This window comes from Mucilaginibacter angelicae (assembly GCF_042434235.1).
Classification (GTDB): Bacteria; Bacteroidota; Bacteroidia; order Sphingobacteriales; family Sphingobacteriaceae; genus Mucilaginibacter; species Mucilaginibacter angelicae.
This window is the reverse complement of sequence record NZ_JBHLTS010000080.1, coordinates 137749-157186: the sequence shown is the minus strand read 5'-3', so window position 1 is coordinate 157186 and position 19438 is coordinate 137749. Positions and strand designations below refer to the sequence as shown.

Genomic DNA, 19438 nt, shown 5'->3' with positions numbered 1-19438 from the left:
GGTCGGTGTTATCATTATAGGTGTTCGGAAGATGCAAATCAGTTGAAAATGTTGATTTAATAAAACCCATGTCATTGCGAGGAGCTTGTACGGGGTTGCGCATGGCGCGACGTGGCAATCTCGTCGGCATGCATAAACGACATACTTATTCGACATGTATTGAGTACGAGATTGCCGCGCTACGCTCGCAATGACATACTTTTTTTTAAGAGGTAATTTCATCTTTCGAGCAGTTGTAGTAACAACATCGACCACAGGCTCAATATAAAAGAGCGTCATTGCGAGGCACGAAGCAATCCCCGATTTGCAGGTCCGCTGTGCAAGTCTCTCTGTAAAGTTTGGGATTATTAATACTTATAATTTGTTTTTATAGGTATTAATGAGCTCCTTCCGGTCGGTTGTCTTCGTGCCTCGCAATGACTGGTTGTAGAGTAATTAGATTAAACAAAAAAGCCCGGCATTTTTCAACGCCGGGCTTGGTATTAGTCTATTTATCTTCTTAGTTAGCCGGTTGTGAGCCAACACTTGTAAATTTATTATCAAGGCTGATGTAGTCGGTCATGATTTGGCCGGCTTCGCGTTTAACAAAGTCAAGATCTTCATTTTTAGATTTGGTTTGTCCTTTTTTAAGGGCTGGTAAACCTAAGGCTACGCGGCGCAGGTTGTTGCGGTCAAATGCCTTTGCTTCGTCATCGTCGCGTTGTTTCTTCAAATCAGCTTCTTTTAATGATATGCTGTCATCAGCATCATGCTTTTTGAAATCAGCAATATCTTCCAATAAATATTTGTAGCTGTCGCTGCTGGTCATGCGCTGGTCATGCAGTTTTTTAAGCTGTGGCAGCACACCGGTAAAATCGCCTGTTTTGGTATAATCGGTTTTAGCGATGATGTCAAAAGGCATTGCTGATGGCTCGGTATCTTCGCCATATTTATCCAACGGAATAACTGATGGGAAAGAGATATCAGGTGTTACGCCTTTGTGCTGGGTTGAGTTACCGCTGATACGATAGAACTTAGCTATAGTGAGGTTAAGTTGCCCGTAGGTGCTTTGGCTGCCGGTTGAAGTTGTTTTTTTACCGCCGCCAACTACACCTGCAATTTTATCGCGGAGCGAAGTACCTATAACCCTGTCAAGATCGATAGCGCTTTGTACCGAGCCTTTACCATAAGTTTGCGTGCCCAATATCAACCCGCGACCGTAATCCTGGATAGCGCCTGAGAAAATTTCAGAGGCCGAAGCGCTGAAACGGTCAACCAGTACAGCCATAGGGCCGCTATAGGTGATATCAGGATCTTCGTCTTTGTCAATTTCAACCTGATCTTTAGTATCGCGAACCTGTACTACCGGGCCGGTTTTAATGAACAAGCCGGTGAGCTCAATAGCTTCCATTAATGAACCGCCGCCGTTTTCACGCAGGTCGATCACAAGGCCGTCTATATTTTCTTTCTTTAAAGAGTCAATGATGGCCTTAACATCATGCGTGGTGCTTTTATAGTTAGGGTTACCTGCTTTGTAATCATTAAAATCAATGTAGAATGCAGGGATAGATATTACACCTATCTTAACTGTTTTGCCATTGCTGTTATAAGTACGGATCTCCTTTTTGGCCGATTGGTCTTTCAGGATGATTTTTTCGCGCACCATTTCAACTACTTTGGGTTTTGCTGAGGCGTTTACGCCGGCTGGTAATACTTCAAGCCTTACCGTAGTACCTTTAGTACCACGGATAATGGCGATAGCATTATCCACACGCCAGCCCACCACGTTCTGGAATTCGCCGGTTTTACCTTGTGCTACGGCAACAATCCGGTCATCAACACTTATCTGGTGGCTTTTATCGGCCGGACCGCCCGGTACAATTGTTTTAATAGTTACATACTCGTTTTCTACCTGCAGTGAAGCACCGATCCCTTCAACCTGGCGCGACATTTCAATATTGAAATTGGCAGCGTTTGATGGGTTAAAGTAATTGGTGTGTGGATCGATAGCCTCGGTAAAGGCATCCATAAAATATTGGAAAACGTCCTGGTTTGATAGCTTGTTGCTTTGTGTTAACAGGTTTTCGTAGCGTTTTTTTAGCGTTTCCTTGTTTTTAGCCATATCTGCACTGGCCAGTTTCAGGTTCAGCAAATCATATTTAACGCGTTTAGTCCACATGGCATCCATCTCACTTTGTGAAGCGATCCATGGCAGTTTGTCGCGATCATAAACAAAGGTTTCGGTTTTGTTGAAATCGAAGTTTTTGTTGATCTGCTCAAGCGAGTATTTTACGTGCTCAATATATCTTTTCTGAAAAACGTTGAAGATGTAAAAAGCATCGGCCAGGTTACCTGCTTTAATATCATCATCAAGTACGGTTTTATATTTTTCAAAATCCTTGATATCAGACGCTAAAAAATAGCTGTGGTTTTCATCAAGCGATTTGATGTAACGGTCATAAATTATAGTGGATACCGAATCGTTGAGCGGAACTTTTTTATAATTATAATTGGCAATTAATGATGCTATCTGCTTACAAACAACACTTTGTTGTTCATCGGGCTGTAAATCATTTGAACCTGCTACTTTAACTGGTTTGGACGGTGATGCTTTACAGGCGAGGGCAGCGCCCAGCACCAATAACAAATATACTTTCTTAAACATATCTTTTACTGTAGTTAAATCGGGGTTGGTGTAAAACATCAATACTTGTGCCTTTTTTAGTTTTGCTAATGTAAAATAAAAAAGAGACAGTCAAAATGCTGTCTCTTAATTACTAATAACAATAATACGATTATGTTTTGCTAATAGTGTGCAGGCAGCACCATTTTACGTTTTTGTTACAAAAAAATTATTTGTTAACCGGTTTTATACCGGCATCGGCGGTTTCGGCAAAGTGGGTTTCGGTGCGCGGGGTGTTAAATTTATTGTCCTGTAAATAGCGCGTTTTTTTGTCTACAGTGGCCAGGTCATAAGTTAAACCCCGCGAAACAGCTAACTGACGGGCTTCGGCCAAATCCTGTTTTGCTTGTGCATAATCGCCGTAATCGGCTTTTACGGTGGCAAGGTCAAGCAGGTTGGCAATGGTATGCCTGTCGTCATTTTGCTGGCGCGATATGGAAATGCTTTGCAGCAGGAACCATTTGGCTTCGGCCAGGCGGTTTTGCTTCATATACATCTGGGCCAGGTCGCTAAAGTTGTAGCTGGCCGCATTGTACACATGGAAACGCATATTGTGCTGTGCAGTTTTCATAACCGATTCCTCGATCATGGCAAGCACATATGGGGTATGTTCAATAGTAATTGGCTTTATCTTTACTTTAGCTATTGTAGGAGCAGGCAGCCGTTTGATGGAGTTGTTGCGCGCATATGCCATCTGCGGGTACCTGGTATGCTTGCTGAACGGTTTGTAATACCATTGCGCTGATGCATTGAACCCAACAGAGCACAAAATAATAAGTAGAAAATATCTCATTTAATCTTTTTCCTGGGGTTTTAACCGTGTAATTTTAAATTAATCAGCTTAACAAATGTAATTATTTGTTAACGGGAAAACAATACCTGTAAAAGGCAGCAAACACATAAACGCTTAAACACCACTGTTATTTTGCAGATCTTGAATTATATCTTTCTACGAAAAAAATAAATTTAGGTTTTAGTTAAAAACTTCTATGTCGCCGTCATGCAGGGCCCACACCATGTAAGGGTGGGTATCGGAGTGGTAGATCTGTCCATCGGCAGTAATGCCTATAACACCCGCAAAGCCATCATAGGGCTTCATTTCATCAAGCGTTTTTTCTGTAGCGGCCATGAGGGTCATGCCATCGGTTACGCGTGTAACAATTTTAACAGCTACCGATCCGCTTACAATATCCTCGCCTACACCTGTACATGAAATGCCGGCAAACTCATTAGCATAGTTGCCTGCAGTAGTAGCCGAATCACTAACACGGCCGGGGATTTCAAAACCTTTACCGCCTGTGCTGGTAGCTGCAGCCAGGTTGCCATGCACATCAAGCGCTACGCAGCCTACGGTGCCAAGCCTGATGGAATCGCTTAATTTTTGTTCGTATTCGTGGCGGCGCTGCGGGATTTCGGGGTTATAGTATTTATGACCGTTTTCTATAGCAAAATCGCACGCTCCTTTGCCGCTCAATACACGATCGTCATATTGTTGCAGTTTTTCGGCTACGCAGATAGGGTTTTTAACATCTTCAATGTTAATAACGCCCGAAAAACGCTGGGTTTTGCCATCCATGAGAGACGCACTGAGGCGGATCTTGCCGTCGCTCTGGATCTGTGAGCCGGTGCCGGCGTTAAAAAGCTCGCAATCTTCAAGCAGCCTTACGGTGTAAACCGCCGTTTCGGCAGCAGTGTGGTGTTGCAGGTGTTTGTATCCTAACTGTACTATGCCGTTCAGGGCTTCCTGTTTGGCCAGCTTTATTTCCTGGTTGGTAAGCGATTCGCTAAAAAAACCGCCGTGAATAATTATTTTCATAATTATAAATTAAGTAGATGAACCTGCATAAATAAGGCCAGGGTATTTATAAGAACTATACGCAGTTTAAATTATTGTAATAGATTGCTGCCCGGCGCGTGTATAAAAACGCCTTCTTCAACCTTCGTGCTCTTTTTTATGATTAAACGGTGCTGGATCAGATCGTATTTATCAAATATCGACATCACATGCACCTTTAGGTTTTCGATAGATACCGGCGAGCCAAGCTCCACATCATAAATATTGGTTGACACAATGTTGCGGCCATCAACCAAAATGATGAGGCCCGAGCCAATAGCTTCCATCATATAGCCTTCGGTAATAAGTAAGCCTGTATCCTCGCCCAAACCTATCCCTAAAATACCGGGATTAGTTGCTACTGCGTACATTAACCTGCCTATGCGGCCGCGTTGTACAAAGTGCGTATCAACAATAACCGAGTCGATAAAGCCAAGTCCGGCTGTTATCTGTACCTCGCCTTTAACAAGGGCTTCGTTACTTTGCCCGCGATAGATCATATGAGTTGAAGCTGCCGCAGCGCCTGCCGAAGTACCGGCAATCACAAAGTTTTCTTTTTGGTAACGTTGTTTCAGGATCTGTAAAAATTCGGTACCGCCAAAAATGGCTGTCAGCCTGAGCTGGTCGCCCCCGCTAAACATCACCACATCGGCTTTACGAATGCGGTCGAGGTAGGCTTTGTTACCTGCATCCTCGCGGCTTTTAATGTGCAGTACGTTAACATTGGTAACGTTAAGCTGGCCAAAGGCTTTAATATATTCCGCGCCAACAAGCTCCGGAATTTGTGAGGCGGTGGTGATTACTTCAATTAATGAGCCTTCATGCTTTGCCGACTCGTTAATTATCCGCCTTAATATACCCTGTTCAAAAAATTTGATATAATCGGGCTGCAAAATATGCTCCTGGAGGGTAACATTACTCCCCATATCAACCGCGCCGCCTATAATTATTAGTTTACCTTTCGGAACAATCATAATTTTTTCACACTATCTTAATACAAATTAAGATAAAAACATGCAGAAACACAGGAATTAATAATAAATAATGGCTTTTTGCCATCAAAAATTTTATTCCCGTGTTATGTTTTATAGTTTTAAGGGGAAATTAGACTGACAAAAAAATAGCATTCTACATAATGAACATTGAGAATATCCAGGTACTACGCGGACCCAACATTTGGAGCATCAGACGCAAGAAATTAATACAAATGCGGCTTGATCTGCAGGAAATGGAGCACCTTCCTACAAACGAAATAGATGGCTTTTATGAGCGGCTTGAAAAACTGCTGCCATCGTTATACAGTCACCGCTGCTCGCCCGGTGTCCCCGGCGGCTTTTTTCAGCGGGTTATAGCCGGCACCTGGATGGGCCATGTTATTGAGCACATAGCCCTTGAGATCCAAACCCTTGCCGGCATGGATACCGGTTTTGGCCGCACACGCGAAACCAAAACAAGAGGGGTGTACAATGTAGTGTTTGCTTATCTGGAAGAAAAAGTTGGCGTTTTTGCTGCCGAATCGTCCGTGCGCATAGCCGAAGCGCTCATTAAAGGAGAAGATTACAACCTGGATGCTGATATTCAGCAAATGCGTGAGATCAGGGAAAATACCCGCCTGGGGCCAAGTACCGGGTCGATTGTGGAAGAAGCAATTGCAAGGGATATCCCATGGATCAGGCTCAACAATCAATCATTAGTACAGTTGGGCTACGGCAAAAACCAGGTACGTTTCCGCGCTACCATGACCGAAAAAACCAGCAGCATAGCCGTTGATATTGCCAGCAACAAGGAAGAAACCAAGCGCCTGTTACAGGAGCAGGCCATTCCGGTTGCTAAAGGCGTGACCATATCATCGGTATCGGCTGTGCATGAAGCTATCCGCAAGGTTGGTTTTCCGCTGGTGTTTAAACCGCTTGATGGTAACCATGGCCGCGGCATCTCTATCAACATAAAAACCGAAGAAGAAGCTATTGAAGCCTACGAGCATGCTGCCAAAGTTTCGCGCCGTGTAATTGTAGAGCGCTATGTTACCGGGTTCGACTTCAGGGTGCTGGTGATCGATAATAAAATGGTTGCAGCAGCCCTCCGCAAACCGGCCCATGTTACCGGCGATGGCAGGCTGAATATTCAGGAATTGATCGACCTTGAAAATACCGACCCCCGCCGCGGCTACGGGCATGAAAATGTGTTGACAGAAATATCTGTTGACCGTGATACGCTCGACCTGCTGGAAAAGAAAGGTTACACCCTGGAAACCGTACCAGCAAAGGATGAAGTGGTTTTCGTAAAATCAACCGCTAACCTGAGCACCGGTGGTACTTCTGTTGATGTTACCGACCACGTGCACCCGCAAAATATTTTCATTTGCGAGCGTATCTCCAAGATCATAGGTCTGGATATTTGCGGTATCGACATTATGGCGCAAAACCTTACCGAGCCGCTTACCGATACCGGGGGCGTAATACTGGAGGTTAATGCCGCGCCGGGCTTCAGGATGCACATTGCACCAAGCGAAGGCCTGCCGCGCAACGTGGCAGGGCACGTGATTGATATGCTTTACCCCGCCGGAAAATCGGCCCGCATCCCTATCATCGCAATTACAGGTACCAACGGTAAAACTACCACTACCCGTTTAATAGCGCACATTGTTAAAAATAACGGGCATAGGGTGGGTTTTACCACATCTGACGGGATCTACGTACAAAACAACATGATGCTGAAGGGCGATACCACCGGCCCGGTAAGTTCGGAGTTTATATTGAAAGACCCGACAGTTGATTTCGCAGTACTGGAAACTGCCCGCGGCGGTATCCTGCGTTCGGGGCTTGGATTTGGCTTTTGCGATATAGGTGTGGTTACCAATATCCAGGAAGACCACCTTGGCTTATCGGATATCCACACGCTCGAAGATCTTTCACGCGTAAAAAGCGTAGTGCTTAACTCGGTTAAAAAAGATGGCTGGGGTGTTTTAAATGCCGATAATGAATACTGCGTACGCATCGGTAAAAAGGCCGAATGTAACATTGCTTATTTCAGCCGGAACGAAAATAATCCGATTATCAAATCGCATTGCAAAAAAGGCGGTATTGCGGCTATTTGCGAAAACGGTTTCATTACCATTTTAAAAGGCGATTGGAAGATCCGTGTACAGCGCACCATCCTGATCCCGCTTACTTTTGGCGGCACCGTGCCGTTCATGATAGAGAACGTACTGGCTGCAACGCTGGCTACTTTTTTATGGGGATTTAAAACGGAAGATATCAAGATCTCGCTCGAAACATTTATTCCATCGGCATCACAAACGCCAGGCCGGATGAATATTTTTGAGTTTAAGGATTTCCGTTTTATGATAGATTTTGCCCACAACCCTGATGGCTACACCGGCATCAAAGAGTTTTTAAGGCATATCGATTCGCCGCTTAAGATTGGTATCATAGCCGGTACAGGCGACAGGCGCGATGACGACATCCGCGAATTGGGTAAACTATCGGCCGAAATGTTCGATTACATCATCCTGCGCCAGGAGAAACACCTGCGTGGCCGCACCGCCGAAAATATTATTGGCTTGCTTAAAGAAGGGATAGCTTCGGTTGATCCGGACAAGAAGGTTGAGGTAGTGCCTAAAGAAGTTGACGCTATTAAACACGCCATGAGCCTGGCCCAGCCCGGAACATTCATAACCGCCCTGAGCGATGTGATTGATAACGCCATTGAAACTGTACAGGATTACCAGGAACAGGAAAGGAATGGGTTGTTTAATGCCTAACAGTCCCCAAAAGGAGATCTGTTGATAAGCATATTTTTTAATGCGCTGGCCTCGCCAGCGCATTTTTTGTTTATAAGCCTTGGCAGATTTAAGCGTGATAACACCATAAGTATTCGGAAAAAGTAAAAAATTGCGGGATTGTGCGATTCCCTCCCATGGGAGGAGGGGTTTCGCTGATAGGGTTATGCGTTTAAAACGGCGCATAAACCCCTCCCTGCCACTACACAATTCTGCCGCACCCCTCACCAAGGAGGGAATTAAAAATCTTCCGAAGATACTTGAACCTACGAAGACTTTTATTTTTTTAAACTTTCCGGGAGGGTTTGGTTGGGACTGGTGCCCTTTGGCTTAGGTAATAATGCCATAGCAACATTGCTGCTACAGTGCGGTAGGGTTTCCATTGTTCGGTCACCGCTAACAGATCTTCCTTTAGAATATCTTTTTGCAGATTTTTTACCCGCTTAAGCGCATTCACCGCGGCCAGATCCCCGATAGGGAAAACATCGGTGTGCTGTAGTACAAACATCAGGTAAACATCAACCGTCCAGTTGCCAATGCCTTTGAGGGCGGTTAGTTTGGTACGGATCACGTCATCGGGCATCTGTTCCATAGCTTCAAGATCGATTTGCCCGCTGATGATGGCTTCTGCAAGGTATTTGATATAGGCTGTTTTTTGGCGGCTGCAATAGCATGCTTTAAATTCTTCGTCGGTAAGGAGCAGTACCCGTGCAGGGGTGATCTCTTGTACCCGTTCCCGAAGTTTATTTAAGGCCGATAATGCTGAAGCCAGCGATACCTGTTGCTCCAGGATAATATGCACCAGCGTTTCAAAGCTGTTTGGCCGCGACCATAGGGGCGGGTAGCCATGATTTTGAATGATCAGCGCCAGGTCCGGGTCTCCGGCCGCGAGTTTATCACAAATGGAATGGAAGTTTGAATGGGAAAATTGCTCAAACATAGGTTGGTAATATGCCTGCAAGATGCATGATTGGGATGAAACCGCAAAAGATTTATGCCCCTACAATAAGTATAAATACCCTCACGACCCTTGCTATGGTTAAGGAGGCACCTACGGAGCCAATATTTCTGTTCTTTTTGGCTATAAACACGATACTCCTACGGAGTGTGAAAGCATAAAACTGCAAAACTCCGTAGGAGTATCGTGTTTATAGAAATTTATTAAAAGCAATGCGTTGGCTCCGTAGGTGCCCCCTTTTCAAATTGGCAAAACACAATCCTTACTCATAACTATGCCGCTCAAAATCATAATCAGATTGTGAGCTGATGATCTTCTTTCGCCGCTGGATATCTGTATCAAGGTTATGGTCGTAAATGTTATCGGTAACGGCTATATCGCGTTCCTTATCACGTTCGGCGAGGTGAATGTTGGCTTCGGCGGTTTTGGCAATTGCCGTATCATAAGGCCCCTTGGGCGACATCAGCTTTACAAACACCGGTAAACATTCAAACAAAATAAACAGGTAACCAATAAATGAGATAGCGAGGTAGGTATCAAGGTCGCGCGTGCCGTTTTCATTATAGGTGAGCTGGCCTAAAGCCCAGTTACGGTCAGAGAAACCTGCAATGCTGGACAGGCTGTCCAGTTGATGCTCCGTAAACAGGCGGGTGCTGTTTAGTCCCTCATAATCCTTACGGGCACTCAGGTACTGGTCCATCTGCCCCAAATTATCGGTAACGGTTTTAAGGCGGGCTTCTTTTTCTTCCAGCACACTTTGTTTTTGTTTGGCATAAGTGCCGTAGCCGGTAATACCTGATGTTTGATTGGTTTTATCGCCAAAAACTTCCTGGTTAAGCTGATAGCGCGAGCGGTTGATGTCCCGTTCTAACGAGTCCTTTTCTTTTTTCAGATCGGTGTTTTTACCCAACTCCATAGCATACTTTTGCGTATAGGTTTTTTCGAGGGTATCTATCTTACTGTGCTGACCTTTAAGGTAAGCGGTTTTTAACTTCTGGCGAATTTCTTTATCGAAGATCTTAAGTTCAAGCGGGCGCGATATCACAATACCTATCATAATGGCCAGCAAAATACGCGGCGATGCCTGCAAGATCTGCTGGTTGGTTGTACCTTCTTTATTGATGCTGGATACAATATAACGGTCCATATTAAAAATGGCTGTTCCCCATAGCAAGCCAAATAGTATAGCAAAACCTACAGCAAAGCCATCGCCATTAAAAACAAAATACATGGCATAACCGCCGGATAAGGCCGCAAACAAAGCGGTGAAAAATATAGTAGCCCCAATACCAACATACTTATTATGTTCAATAGGGTACTTTTTTAGGGTATCGATATGTGCTCCTGAACAGAACCAGAAAAAGCGTGTAACTTTTTTCATTAAGTAATTATTGTGTAAACATATATGAAACGCTCATACAGTTTGATTGTTACAAATAACAAGCCTAAATATTTGATTAAGAAAAAAACTACCTTTGAATTATAATTACATTTAACATGAACGAGATAACCGTACAGGAACTAAAAGAGAAAATTGACAAAGGCGAAGATTTTCAACTGATTGATGTTAGGGAAGATTTTGAATACGAAACTTCAAACCTTGGCGGCCAGTTGATACCGCTTGGCGGGGTGTTGATTGAATCGGAAAAGATAAGTAAAGATAAACCCGTAGTGGTAATGTGCCGCAGCGGCAAACGCAGTGCAGCTGCCATTATGCAACTGGAGCAGCTTGGTTTTACCAACCTGACAAACTTAAAGGGCGGCATCCTTGCATGGCAGGCCGAAATTGACCCTGAATTAAACGTATACTAATAATGGGCTTTAAATTAGTGCTCAATGTGCTTTACACCATGGGTGTAGCCTTGTGCTTTATAGTAGCTTATAAAATGGCTGTAACCCACAATTACCCGGTAATGGTGGGCGCCATGATTGTTGGTGTAATTGTGATTTTCATGAAGCTGAGGCTTTTGAAAGAGGTTAAGGATACAAAGGATGCACAGCAAAAGAAATAGGTGCTGATAACAAACAGACTTACGAAGTATCCAAAGCTTCGTAAGTCTGCCCTTAATTTCTTGTTTCCCGGCCTCTCCTGGCGCAAGTTTTGCGCGAAGGCAATGAGTACCGGATAACTTGTGCCCTCGACGCTCCCCCCGCTCTCCGAACTTCTTTGTGAAATCAACTAACGAGGCAATTTCGCAACCTCAATATCCCTCAAAATCATTCTTTTATAATAAGCTTGCAGCATGCAAAAAAAGCTTAACTTCATTGCATGTTTATAGCAATATTAGGAGTTATTGTACTCATTGTGGGTATAGTGCTCAAACGTTCGCCCGAACCGGCAGGCCGCTTTAATGGCGTGGTAACCGCAGTGGGTATAGCCATGATTGTACTTGGCCTGGTACTTAACATGTTTAAAGTTATTGAACCGGGTAAGGTAGGCGTGCAGGCGCTGTTTGGCAAGGTACAGGATAAGGTACTTGAAAGCGGTTTGCATATTGTAAACCCCGTTGTTGAAATTACCACTTTTGATATTCAAACCCAAACTTATACCATGAGTGCGGTAAATAATGAAGGCCAAAAGGAAGGGGATGACGCTATCCGGGTACTATCATCAGATGGATTGGAGGTTACCATCGATCTATCGGTACTTTATAAAGTGAAGCCCGACAGAGCTCCGTACATTATGCAAAACATTGGCGAAAACTATGTGGACAAGATCGTTCGCCCTGTTTCACGTACTGCCATTCGTGATAATGCGGTTGCTTATGCTGCTGTCGATCTGTACTCTACCAAGCGGCAGGAGTTCCAGGAAAAGATAAACCGCTACATCACCGCCAGTTTTGAAAAACGCGGACTGGAACTGCAGCAGATCCTGGTGCGCAACATTACATTGCCAGCCTCGGTACGGGCCAGTATCGAATCAAAGATCAACGCCGAGCAGGATGCCCAGAAAATGGAATTCGTACTGCAAAAGGAACGCCAGGAAGCTGAGCGTAAACGCGTGGAAGCACAGGGTATTGCCGATTATCAGCGCATCCTTTCAACGGGGTTATCGGATAAACAATTGCAATACGAAGCGATAAAAGCTCAAAAAGAGATAGCGCTTTCGCCGAATGCCAAGGTGATCATTATTGGCGGCGGCAAGGGGAGCCCGATTATGATTAGTGATAAGTAGCATAACTATATTAAAAACCATGTCATTGCGAGGAGGAACGACGAAGCAATCGCACGGAAGCATGTTCGCCCTGTAGAGCATGCGATTGCCACGCTACGCTCGCAATGACATGGTTTTTATTTGACAAAGATGGTTTTCATTTTTCCAAACAACCGTGTTTGTAAATGAACATGGTTGAAAATTTAATAGTTACCTACCTCTTCAAAGTCCCCTCAAATAACTTATAAATGCGTTTATACTCATCCGTCCAGCTGCTGGGTTGTTCAAAGCCGTGATCCTCTACCGGGTATGAAGCAAGTTCCCAGTTTTCTTTGTGCAGCTCTATCAGTTTTTGGCTTAGGCGGATGATATCCTGGTAGTTTACGTTTTGGTCTATCATGCCATGCAGCATCAGCAGGTTGCCTTTTAAGCCGTTGGCGAAGTAAATAGGCGAGCTTTTACGGTAAGCCTGTTCATCAGTAAAAGGTTCGTTAAGGATATTTGAAGTATACTCGTGATTATAGTGCGCCCAGTCGGTAACTGAACGAATGGCGCCGCCTGCCGCGAAAACATCCGGCTCGGTGAACATACCCATCAGCGTGATGAAGCCACCGTATGAACCGCCGTATAAGCCAACATGCTTAGGGTTAACGCCATATTTGTCAACCAGTAGCTTTACGCCGTCAACCTGGTCGGTAAGGTCCTTGCCACCCATGTGGCGATAAATGCCGGTACGAAAATCCCGGCCATAACCCGCGCTTGCGGTATAATCGATATCCAGTACGGTGTAACCATTATCGGCCAGCATGTTGTTAAACATGTATTCGCGAAAATAGTAACTCCATGAATAGGTTACATTTTGCAGGTATCCTGCACCGTGTACAAAAACTACAGCCGGCTTTGCAGGGTCAGCTTTTTTAGGCTGATATAAACGTGCGTAAACATCGGTACCATAGCGGTTTTTAAAAGTGATGATCTCCGGATCACGCCATGGGTAAGAGAGGTATTCGGCCGAAACAGAATTAGTTATCTTCAGCGCTTTTGCCCCCGGCTTATTGGCCTGGATATATAACTCCCATGGCCTGTTTGAATAGGAATAGCGGATAGCGAGCCATTTTTCATCGGGCGAAAGTGTTACCTCATTGCCGCCTTTCATGCCGGTAATTTTAACCGGGGTGCCACCGTTAACCGGGATACTGTAAAAATGGGTAATACCAGGGTGATCGATATTGGCGGTAAAGTAAAACGTCTTTTTATCCTGGCTTAGTTGCAAGGTTTGCACTTCCCATTTGCCGCTGGTGAGTTGTTTTTTAGCGCCATTGGTTACATCAACCACATAAATATGCGAGTAACCGCTGGCCTCGCTCTGGTAATAAAAATGGGTATCGTCAATAAAACCGGCGTTTCCGGGATCATCGATGCCGGGGCCTCCTACCCATGCTTCGTCACGCTGGCGGTCGAGCAGGGTTAGTTTGCCTGTTACCGGATCGAGGCGCATTATCCAGCAATCCTTATTATCCTGTGACGATATAATTGCCACGGCGTTGCTGCCACTTTGGTTCCATAAAACACCATCGATATTTACCAGCCTGTCGGCGTTTTCTTTTTGACGGGCTTTCAGTTCATCGGGGTAATCTTTTAAATAATCGGGCAGGTCTTTAATGCCGGGGATCTCTGATGTGATAACCGGGCAAACAGCTTCGCGGCGCTTATCATAAATAAAGGTTTCGGAGGTTGATGACGGGCGACCAACTTTTGAACGGTTAGGGATATCCTCCGTAAAACCCGATGCGGTAACATAGTTGGGTACAATAGCATTTTGTACACCATCGGCACGTTTGGTAAGGCGGTAGGTAATAAACCTGCCATCCGGACTAATTTGTACTGCGCTAAGCCTTTTATCGCCAAAGGCTATCTCTTTTAATTTATCAGGTTTAAGTAAAGCTGTTTCTGTCGAGTCCTTCTTTTCATCCTTTGCTTCTTTTTTGATGATCTCAAACAGTTCAAGCTGCTGCTTTTTGAGCCATTGTTCCTGCTCGTTAGGCTTATCCTTGCTTTTTTTATCGCTTGCCGCGCGCACAAAATTGGTAAGCTGCACCAGGCTGCCGCCGTTCAGGTTAAGGGCGAAAAGATTGTTATCGTCTTTATAAATGATCTTTGTTTCATCACCACTGAAAACCGGGCTGTCTTCCTGTCCTACGGTATTGGTTAAACGGGTGGTTTTATTGCTTTTTATATCGTACAAAAACAGGTCACCGTTTTTACTGAACACTTTTTGGCTGTGTTTTTTGTTCCATTCGCCGTTGCCGGGAGCCAGATCGCGCTGCTCTGCAATGCTAACCTTTTGTACCCTGTTATCTGCCGGACTAACGGAATATAAGCGGATATCGCCCGAAGCATCATCATCCCATTTAAAATAGATCTTTTTACTATCGTTGGCCCAGCGGATATTGGAGGGTGATACGCCGATCCATTTTGGGTCGCGCATAATTTTTTCGATGGTGAGGGTATCCAGCTTTTGGGCAAAGGCGCCCGCTGCCGGGATCAGGAACAATAAGCTTAACAGTTTTTTCATATCTCAATAAAGCATGCAATTTAACAGTTTAGCCAATGATTGCTATTTTTAGGCATTTTATTGTTACAAAATGGAACTACAGGGCAACGGATTTTTATTAAGGGCATGGCAACCGGGCGATGAAACATCGCTTCAAAAGCACGCGGACAACCCAAAAGTATCGGCTTTTTTGCGCGATAGGTTTCCGTACCCATATACCATGGATGACGCCTCGTTTTGGGTAAACCTGGTACAAAATCAGCAGCCGCTAACCAGTTTAGCCATAATAGTTAATGGTGAAGCTTGCGGTGGGATAGGCATTGAACTGATGAGCGATGTGAGCCGCATAACTGCCGAAATAGGCTACTGGCTTGGCGAAGAACATTGGGGCAAAGGCATCATGACCGGGGCTGTTAAACTGGTAACCCAATATGCATTTGAACATTTTCCGCTGGTACGTTTAGAAGCGGGGGTATACGATAAAAACACAGCATCCATGCAGGTGCTTGAAAAAGCTGGTTATGTTAAGGAAGCTGTGTTACGAAAATCGATCATTAAAAATTGCGAGGTGATGGATAAGCATATGTATGCTATTTTTAAGGAAGATTAATTGAAATGGCAGCTTTGTCATCCTGAGGAACGAAGGATCTTCTTCGCTCTGTAAGTTCGTTATGCTTGTCGAAGAAGATGTTTCGCTATCGCTCAACATGACAAATAGTTTATATCATGAGTAGGGACGAGGTGTCTTCTATACCATATCAAAATTCTTGCTCGCAAAGGCGCGAAGACGCAAAGGGCTTTCTTGGCGGCTTTGCGCCTTTGCGAGATTATATAAGATCAGGAAATTTGATTATATTTAATTCAATCAAAAGCAAATGATAACTAAAGCACAAAAGGAGGATATGGATGAGTTAGAGGCAAAAGTGCTTGAAGGTATGAAACGGGCTAACCGTAAACTGATTGAAGCAGCAGCTGCTAACAACGAAAGCTTATCATCGGTGATAAATATGGCAGTTTCAAAGCAGTACCTGCAAAAGAGCTTTTAAAAACCCTTCCCGCTGAATAAGGATCAACTACAGTTCCTTCCGCATCACATAATCGTTCATCCAGTATTTGCCGATACTTATATCCTCTTCATAAGCTATCGTGAACCCCATTTTTTCATAAAACGACTTAGCGTTATTGTACCTGTTCACGTTAAGTTCCAAAGCATTTTTGCCTGCATCAATTGTTTTTTGGGCAACTGCGTTAATTAGCACTTTACCATAACCCTTTCCCTGGGTTTCAGGCAGGCAATATAATTTGTGCAGCTTATAGATCTCCGGATTTTCCTCGCGGGGAGAGTACGCCGCAAATGCTACCGGCTTGCCTTCTTCTTCCAGTAACAGGTAAGTTTGCTGATTTTCATTGACTTGTTTAGTGATTTTTTCTTCCGAATAGATCTCGCCCAGCATAAAGGCTATTTGTTCATGTTCAAGGATGGGGCTATAGGTTATCCACCATGTTTTATCGGCAATATCGCGGATGGTTTCCACATCATTTGTGGTGGCTGTACGTATTGTATACATCTAAATAAAATGCTTTTTAAAAATTTAACTTCTTTCTTCCCAGATCATGCACAGGTTCAGGATAGTTTCGACTGCTTTTTGCATATCCTGTACCGATACCCACTCATGCCTGCTGTGAAAAGCATGCTCGCCTGCAAAAATATTAGGGCAGGGTAAACCCATGAACGAAAGCCTTGAACCATCGGTGCCACCGCGGATACTGCACAGTTTGGCAGTCAGGCCGGTACGGTTTATGGCTTCCATGGCATAGTCTACAATTTGCGGGTGTTGATCAAGCACTCCTTTCATATTACGGTATTGTTGGCTCACGGCAATATCAAACGTTGAACCGGGGAATTTCTTTAATACCGCAGACGCAGTTTGACGGATAACCTCAACATGATCTGCAAGTTTGGCTTCGTCAAAATCACGGATAATAAAATCGATGGCAGCTGTTTCCACATGTCCTTCCATCCCCACCGGGTGAACAAAACCCTGCATGCCTTCGGTATGTTCCGGTGAAAGTTCATCAGGCAGGGAGGCAATAATTTGTCCGGCAATTTTAATGGCGCTTTCCATTTTGCCTTTTGCAAATCCCGGGTGCGAGCTTACGCCATTAATGGTAAGCCTTGCGCCATCGGCCGAGAAGGTTTCATTCTCCATATTGCCTGCGCTTTCGCCATCCATGGTATAAGCGGCAAAGGCACCTAATTTGGCAATGTCCACATGGTCAACACCGTGGCCAACCTCCTCATCGGGCGTAAACAAAATGCGGATGTCGCCATGTTTTATCTCCGGATGGTTCATGAGCTGGTAACAGGCATCCATAATCTCGGCCACGCCGGCTTTATTATCGGCACCCAGCAGCGTGGTGCCGCTGGCGGTTATTACATCGTTGCCTATTTGATTTTTAAGGTCGGCGTATTCTGCCATGCGGATTACCTGGGTATTATCATCAGGCAATATTAAATCTTGTCCCTGGTAGTTTTGATGTACTATGGGTTTTACGTCCTTGCCGCTGCAATCGGGCGCAGTATCCATGTGCGAGCAAAAGCAAATTACGGGCACCTTTTTATTGGTATTTGAAGGGATAGTAGCATAAACATACCCGTACTCATCCAGGTGCGCATCGGTTACACCTATAGCCAAAAGCTCATCAACCAGCAGGCGGCCAAGATCTTTTTGCTTTTCTGTTGATGGAAATGAAACCGAAGAGGGGTCTGATTGCGTATCAATGGTAACGTAACGCAAAAAGCGTTCGGTTACAGTGAACTTAATGAATGAGCTAAAATTCATATAAAGCTTTTATATTAGTAGAAATTTAGGCGGCGGCTAAAACCATCACCAATTGTAAATATTGATTAAAATTATACATTGAAAAAATATTTTCTGCTTTTTGTTTTGGTTTGCGCCTCGGTTATGGCAAAAGCCCAAAGTGGTTACAACTATTATGAATGGGGTGTTGGTTTCGGAGCCAATTACGCACGTGGTTATGACGACCTTAAAAAGCAGGTCTGGCATCCCGGCGGTACACTTAATTTAACCTACAACTACAGCCCTTATGTACCAATAGCACTCGATTTTCATTTTGGTACAATTGAGGGCGGCGGTCTAACCCCCGACAAAGACGAGTTTGGCCGTAGATCAAAAAATAATTTCCTGGCCCTCGTCCTCCGTGCCGATTTGCAGATGGGCGAGATCATTGATTACGATAACAGCGGATTTTTAAACGTTGTTAAAAACTTTTATATAGGCACAGGGATAGGTGCAATAAAAAATAAAATGGCCTTTGTACAGCGTTCAAATCCGCCGGGGTATGAAAACCATGGTCCGGTTGGTACAATTGAGGGTTTTCAGGGGAAAGATAAGAGCATTAACCTGATGATACCGATAAGATTGGGTTATGAATTTAAAATTTATGATGATTACGACCAGGTAGGCTATACCATAACCCTTGGCGTTCAGCATAGCTATGCTTTTGGGGAAGGACTTGACGGGTACAATGACAACCCGCAAAAATTCAAAAACAACGCGCCCGACCAGTTTGTTCAATACAGCATAGGCTTCAAATATAATTTTGGCAATACGGTATCCTATACCAAACTTGTCAGAAACTTCAGATAATGAACATAGAAGAACTGCGCGATTACTGTCTGCAAAAACCGGGCGTTACCGAGGGCTTTCCTTTTGGCGAGGATACGCTGGTTTTTAAGATTGCCGAAAAGATCTTTCTATTAACCGGCTTACAAACCGGCGACAGGTTCAATGTTAAATGCGACCCGGAATGGGCCGTTGAACTCCGCGAGCGCCACCCCGAAGTGCAGCCCGGTTACCACATGAATAAAAAAATGTGGAACACCGTGCAAATGAATGGTTCCCTCACCCGTAAACAACTCTGCGAAATGATTGACCATTCGTATAACGAAGTAGTTAAAAGTTTGCCGAAGAAGGTGCAAGCCGAGATAGCTACACTATAAGCAAAAAAATATTATACTCATGGGACTATTCAGCATTTTCGGTAAAAAGGACGACCGACAATTTGTATCAAAAGAAGCATTCGAGGAAAAATCGACAACACAGCTTAATATGATGCCGGTACTTATGGAAAAGCTAAGGGAGCTAAATGTTGACGAAGACAGGGAACTGATGCTTGAGTTTTTCTTTTATACCAATACGTATCAAAAAGCCGGGGCATTTGCTAAGGAACTATCCAATTTAAACTACGAGGTAAAATACGGCGTTTCTCAAGGTGATAAAAAGCTTTTTATTATTACCGGATGGTCTGACAGAATAAAAATGAAAGATGCTGTTGTAGCAGCGTGGATTAGCCAGATGTGTAATCTTGGTTATAATTTTGATTGTGAGTTTGATGGTTGGGGAACTATTCCCGATCAGTAATTTTATTGTGCACCTGCACGCCTAATTGGCATTCTTAAACTATATTTGAG

Annotated in this window: 17 protein-coding genes and 1 pseudogene; 9 read left to right on the top strand and 9 right to left on the bottom strand. The window is 44.3% G+C overall.

The genetic code is table 11. From position 1 onward, the window contains the following. Positions 1-499: 499 nt before the first annotated feature. From ACFFGT_RS32050 to ACFFGT_RS32035, 4 genes are all read right to left on the bottom strand, one after another. A complete protein-coding gene (locus ACFFGT_RS32050) occupies positions 500-2644 on the bottom strand; it encodes a carboxy terminal-processing peptidase (protein WP_377026598.1) in 2145 nt (714 codons plus the stop codon). A gap of 187 nt (positions 2645-2831) precedes the next feature. Beyond that, positions 2832-3455 carry a tetratricopeptide repeat protein gene (locus ACFFGT_RS32045; protein ID WP_377026597.1) on the bottom strand — a complete coding sequence of 208 codons (624 nt, stop codon included), beginning with the start codon at positions 3453-3455 and terminating at the stop codon, positions 2832-2834. A gap of 180 nt (positions 3456-3635) precedes the next feature. Beyond that, positions 3636-4478 (bottom strand): isoaspartyl peptidase/L-asparaginase, encoded by an 843-nt coding sequence (locus ACFFGT_RS32040; RefSeq protein WP_377026596.1) that lies wholly within the window; start codon positions 4476-4478, stop codon positions 3636-3638. Between the two features lie 71 nt (positions 4479-4549). Then, entirely contained in the window at positions 4550-5470 is a 921-nt protein-coding gene (locus ACFFGT_RS32035; protein ID WP_377026595.1) for a cyanophycinase, read from the bottom strand. A gap of 161 nt (positions 5471-5631) precedes the next feature. Here ACFFGT_RS32035 and cphA point away from each other — a divergent pair, with 161 nt between their 5' ends. Continuing rightward, positions 5632-8259 carry a cyanophycin synthetase gene (gene cphA / locus ACFFGT_RS32030; protein WP_377026594.1) on the top strand — a complete coding sequence of 876 codons (2628 nt, stop codon included), beginning with the start codon at positions 5632-5634 and terminating at the stop codon, positions 8257-8259. Positions 8260-8563: 304 nt separating this feature from the next. Here cphA and ACFFGT_RS32025 read toward each other — a convergent pair whose 3' ends face one another. Both ACFFGT_RS32025 and ACFFGT_RS32020 read right to left on the bottom strand, forming a co-directional pair. Beyond that, positions 8564-9217, bottom strand: a complete 654-nt coding sequence (locus ACFFGT_RS32025; protein WP_377026593.1) for a DNA-3-methyladenine glycosylase family protein — start codon at positions 9215-9217, stop codon at positions 8564-8566. A 280-nt stretch (positions 9218-9497) separates the two neighbouring features. Then, the gene (locus ACFFGT_RS32020) at positions 9498-10616 is read right to left on the bottom strand and encodes a DUF4407 domain-containing protein (RefSeq protein WP_377026592.1); all 1119 of its coding nucleotides are present in this window, start codon (positions 10614-10616) and stop codon (positions 9498-9500) included. Between the two features lie 116 nt (positions 10617-10732). Here ACFFGT_RS32020 and ACFFGT_RS32015 point away from each other — a divergent pair, with 116 nt between their 5' ends. The 3 genes from ACFFGT_RS32015 to ACFFGT_RS32005 all read left to right on the top strand — a co-directional run bounded on the left by ACFFGT_RS32015 (position 10733) and on the right by ACFFGT_RS32005 (position 12410). Further along, positions 10733-11047: a rhodanese-like domain-containing protein gene (locus ACFFGT_RS32015; protein WP_377026591.1), complete on the top strand. Its 315-nt coding sequence runs from the start codon at positions 10733-10735 to the stop codon at positions 11045-11047. A gap of 2 nt (positions 11048-11049) precedes the next feature. Continuing rightward, complete coding sequence (locus ACFFGT_RS32010) at positions 11050-11247, top strand: DUF6358 family protein (RefSeq protein WP_377026590.1); 198 nt, start codon at positions 11050-11052, stop codon at positions 11245-11247. Positions 11248-11504: 257 nt separating this feature from the next. Beyond that, positions 11505-12410 carry a prohibitin family protein gene (locus tag ACFFGT_RS32005; protein ID WP_377026589.1) on the top strand — a complete coding sequence of 302 codons (906 nt, stop codon included), beginning with the start codon at positions 11505-11507 and terminating at the stop codon, positions 12408-12410. A gap of 193 nt (positions 12411-12603) precedes the next feature. On the opposite strand, the gene ACFFGT_RS32000 is transcribed toward ACFFGT_RS32005, so the two are convergent. Next, complete coding sequence (locus ACFFGT_RS32000) at positions 12604-14964, bottom strand: prolyl oligopeptidase family serine peptidase (protein ID WP_377026588.1); 2361 nt, start codon at positions 14962-14964, stop codon at positions 12604-12606. Between the two features lie 70 nt (positions 14965-15034). Between ACFFGT_RS32000 and ACFFGT_RS31995 the strand changes: the two genes are divergently transcribed. Both ACFFGT_RS31995 and ACFFGT_RS31990 read left to right on the top strand, forming a co-directional pair. Further along, entirely contained in the window at positions 15035-15553 is a 519-nt protein-coding gene (locus tag ACFFGT_RS31995) for a GNAT family N-acetyltransferase (RefSeq protein WP_377026587.1), read from the top strand. A 265-nt stretch (positions 15554-15818) separates the two neighbouring features. Continuing rightward, positions 15819-16009 (top strand): annotated as a pseudogene (locus tag ACFFGT_RS31990) (DUF8506 family protein). A gap of 7 nt (positions 16010-16016) precedes the next feature. Here the strand turns inward: ACFFGT_RS31990 and ACFFGT_RS31985 are convergent. Then, positions 16017-16511, bottom strand: a complete 495-nt coding sequence (locus tag ACFFGT_RS31985; RefSeq protein ID WP_377026585.1) for a GNAT family N-acetyltransferase — start codon at positions 16509-16511, stop codon at positions 16017-16019. Positions 16512-16535: 24 nt separating this feature from the next. Further along, positions 16536-17786: a peptidase T gene (gene pepT, locus ACFFGT_RS31980; RefSeq protein ID WP_377026584.1), complete on the bottom strand. Its 1251-nt coding sequence runs from the start codon at positions 17784-17786 to the stop codon at positions 16536-16538. 78 nt (positions 17787-17864) lie between these two features. On the opposite strand from pepT, the gene ACFFGT_RS31975 reads away from it, so the two are divergent. From ACFFGT_RS31975 to ACFFGT_RS31965, 3 genes are read left to right on the top strand one after another with little or no spacing between them, the layout of a single operon-like run. Then, positions 17865-18614, top strand: a complete 750-nt coding sequence (locus ACFFGT_RS31975; RefSeq protein ID WP_377026583.1) for a hypothetical protein — start codon at positions 17865-17867, stop codon at positions 18612-18614. Then, the gene (locus tag ACFFGT_RS31970) at positions 18614-18967 is read left to right on the top strand and encodes an MmcQ/YjbR family DNA-binding protein (protein ID WP_377026582.1); all 354 of its coding nucleotides are present in this window, start codon (positions 18614-18616) and stop codon (positions 18965-18967) included. The genes ACFFGT_RS31975 and ACFFGT_RS31970 overlap by 1 nt, the downstream gene beginning before the upstream one ends. A 19-nt stretch (positions 18968-18986) precedes the next feature. After that, on the top strand, positions 18987-19388 hold the full coding sequence (locus ACFFGT_RS31965; protein ID WP_377026581.1) for a ribonuclease E inhibitor RraB: 402 nt from the start codon (positions 18987-18989) through the stop codon (positions 19386-19388). The last annotated feature ends 50 nt before the right edge of the window (positions 19389-19438 follow it).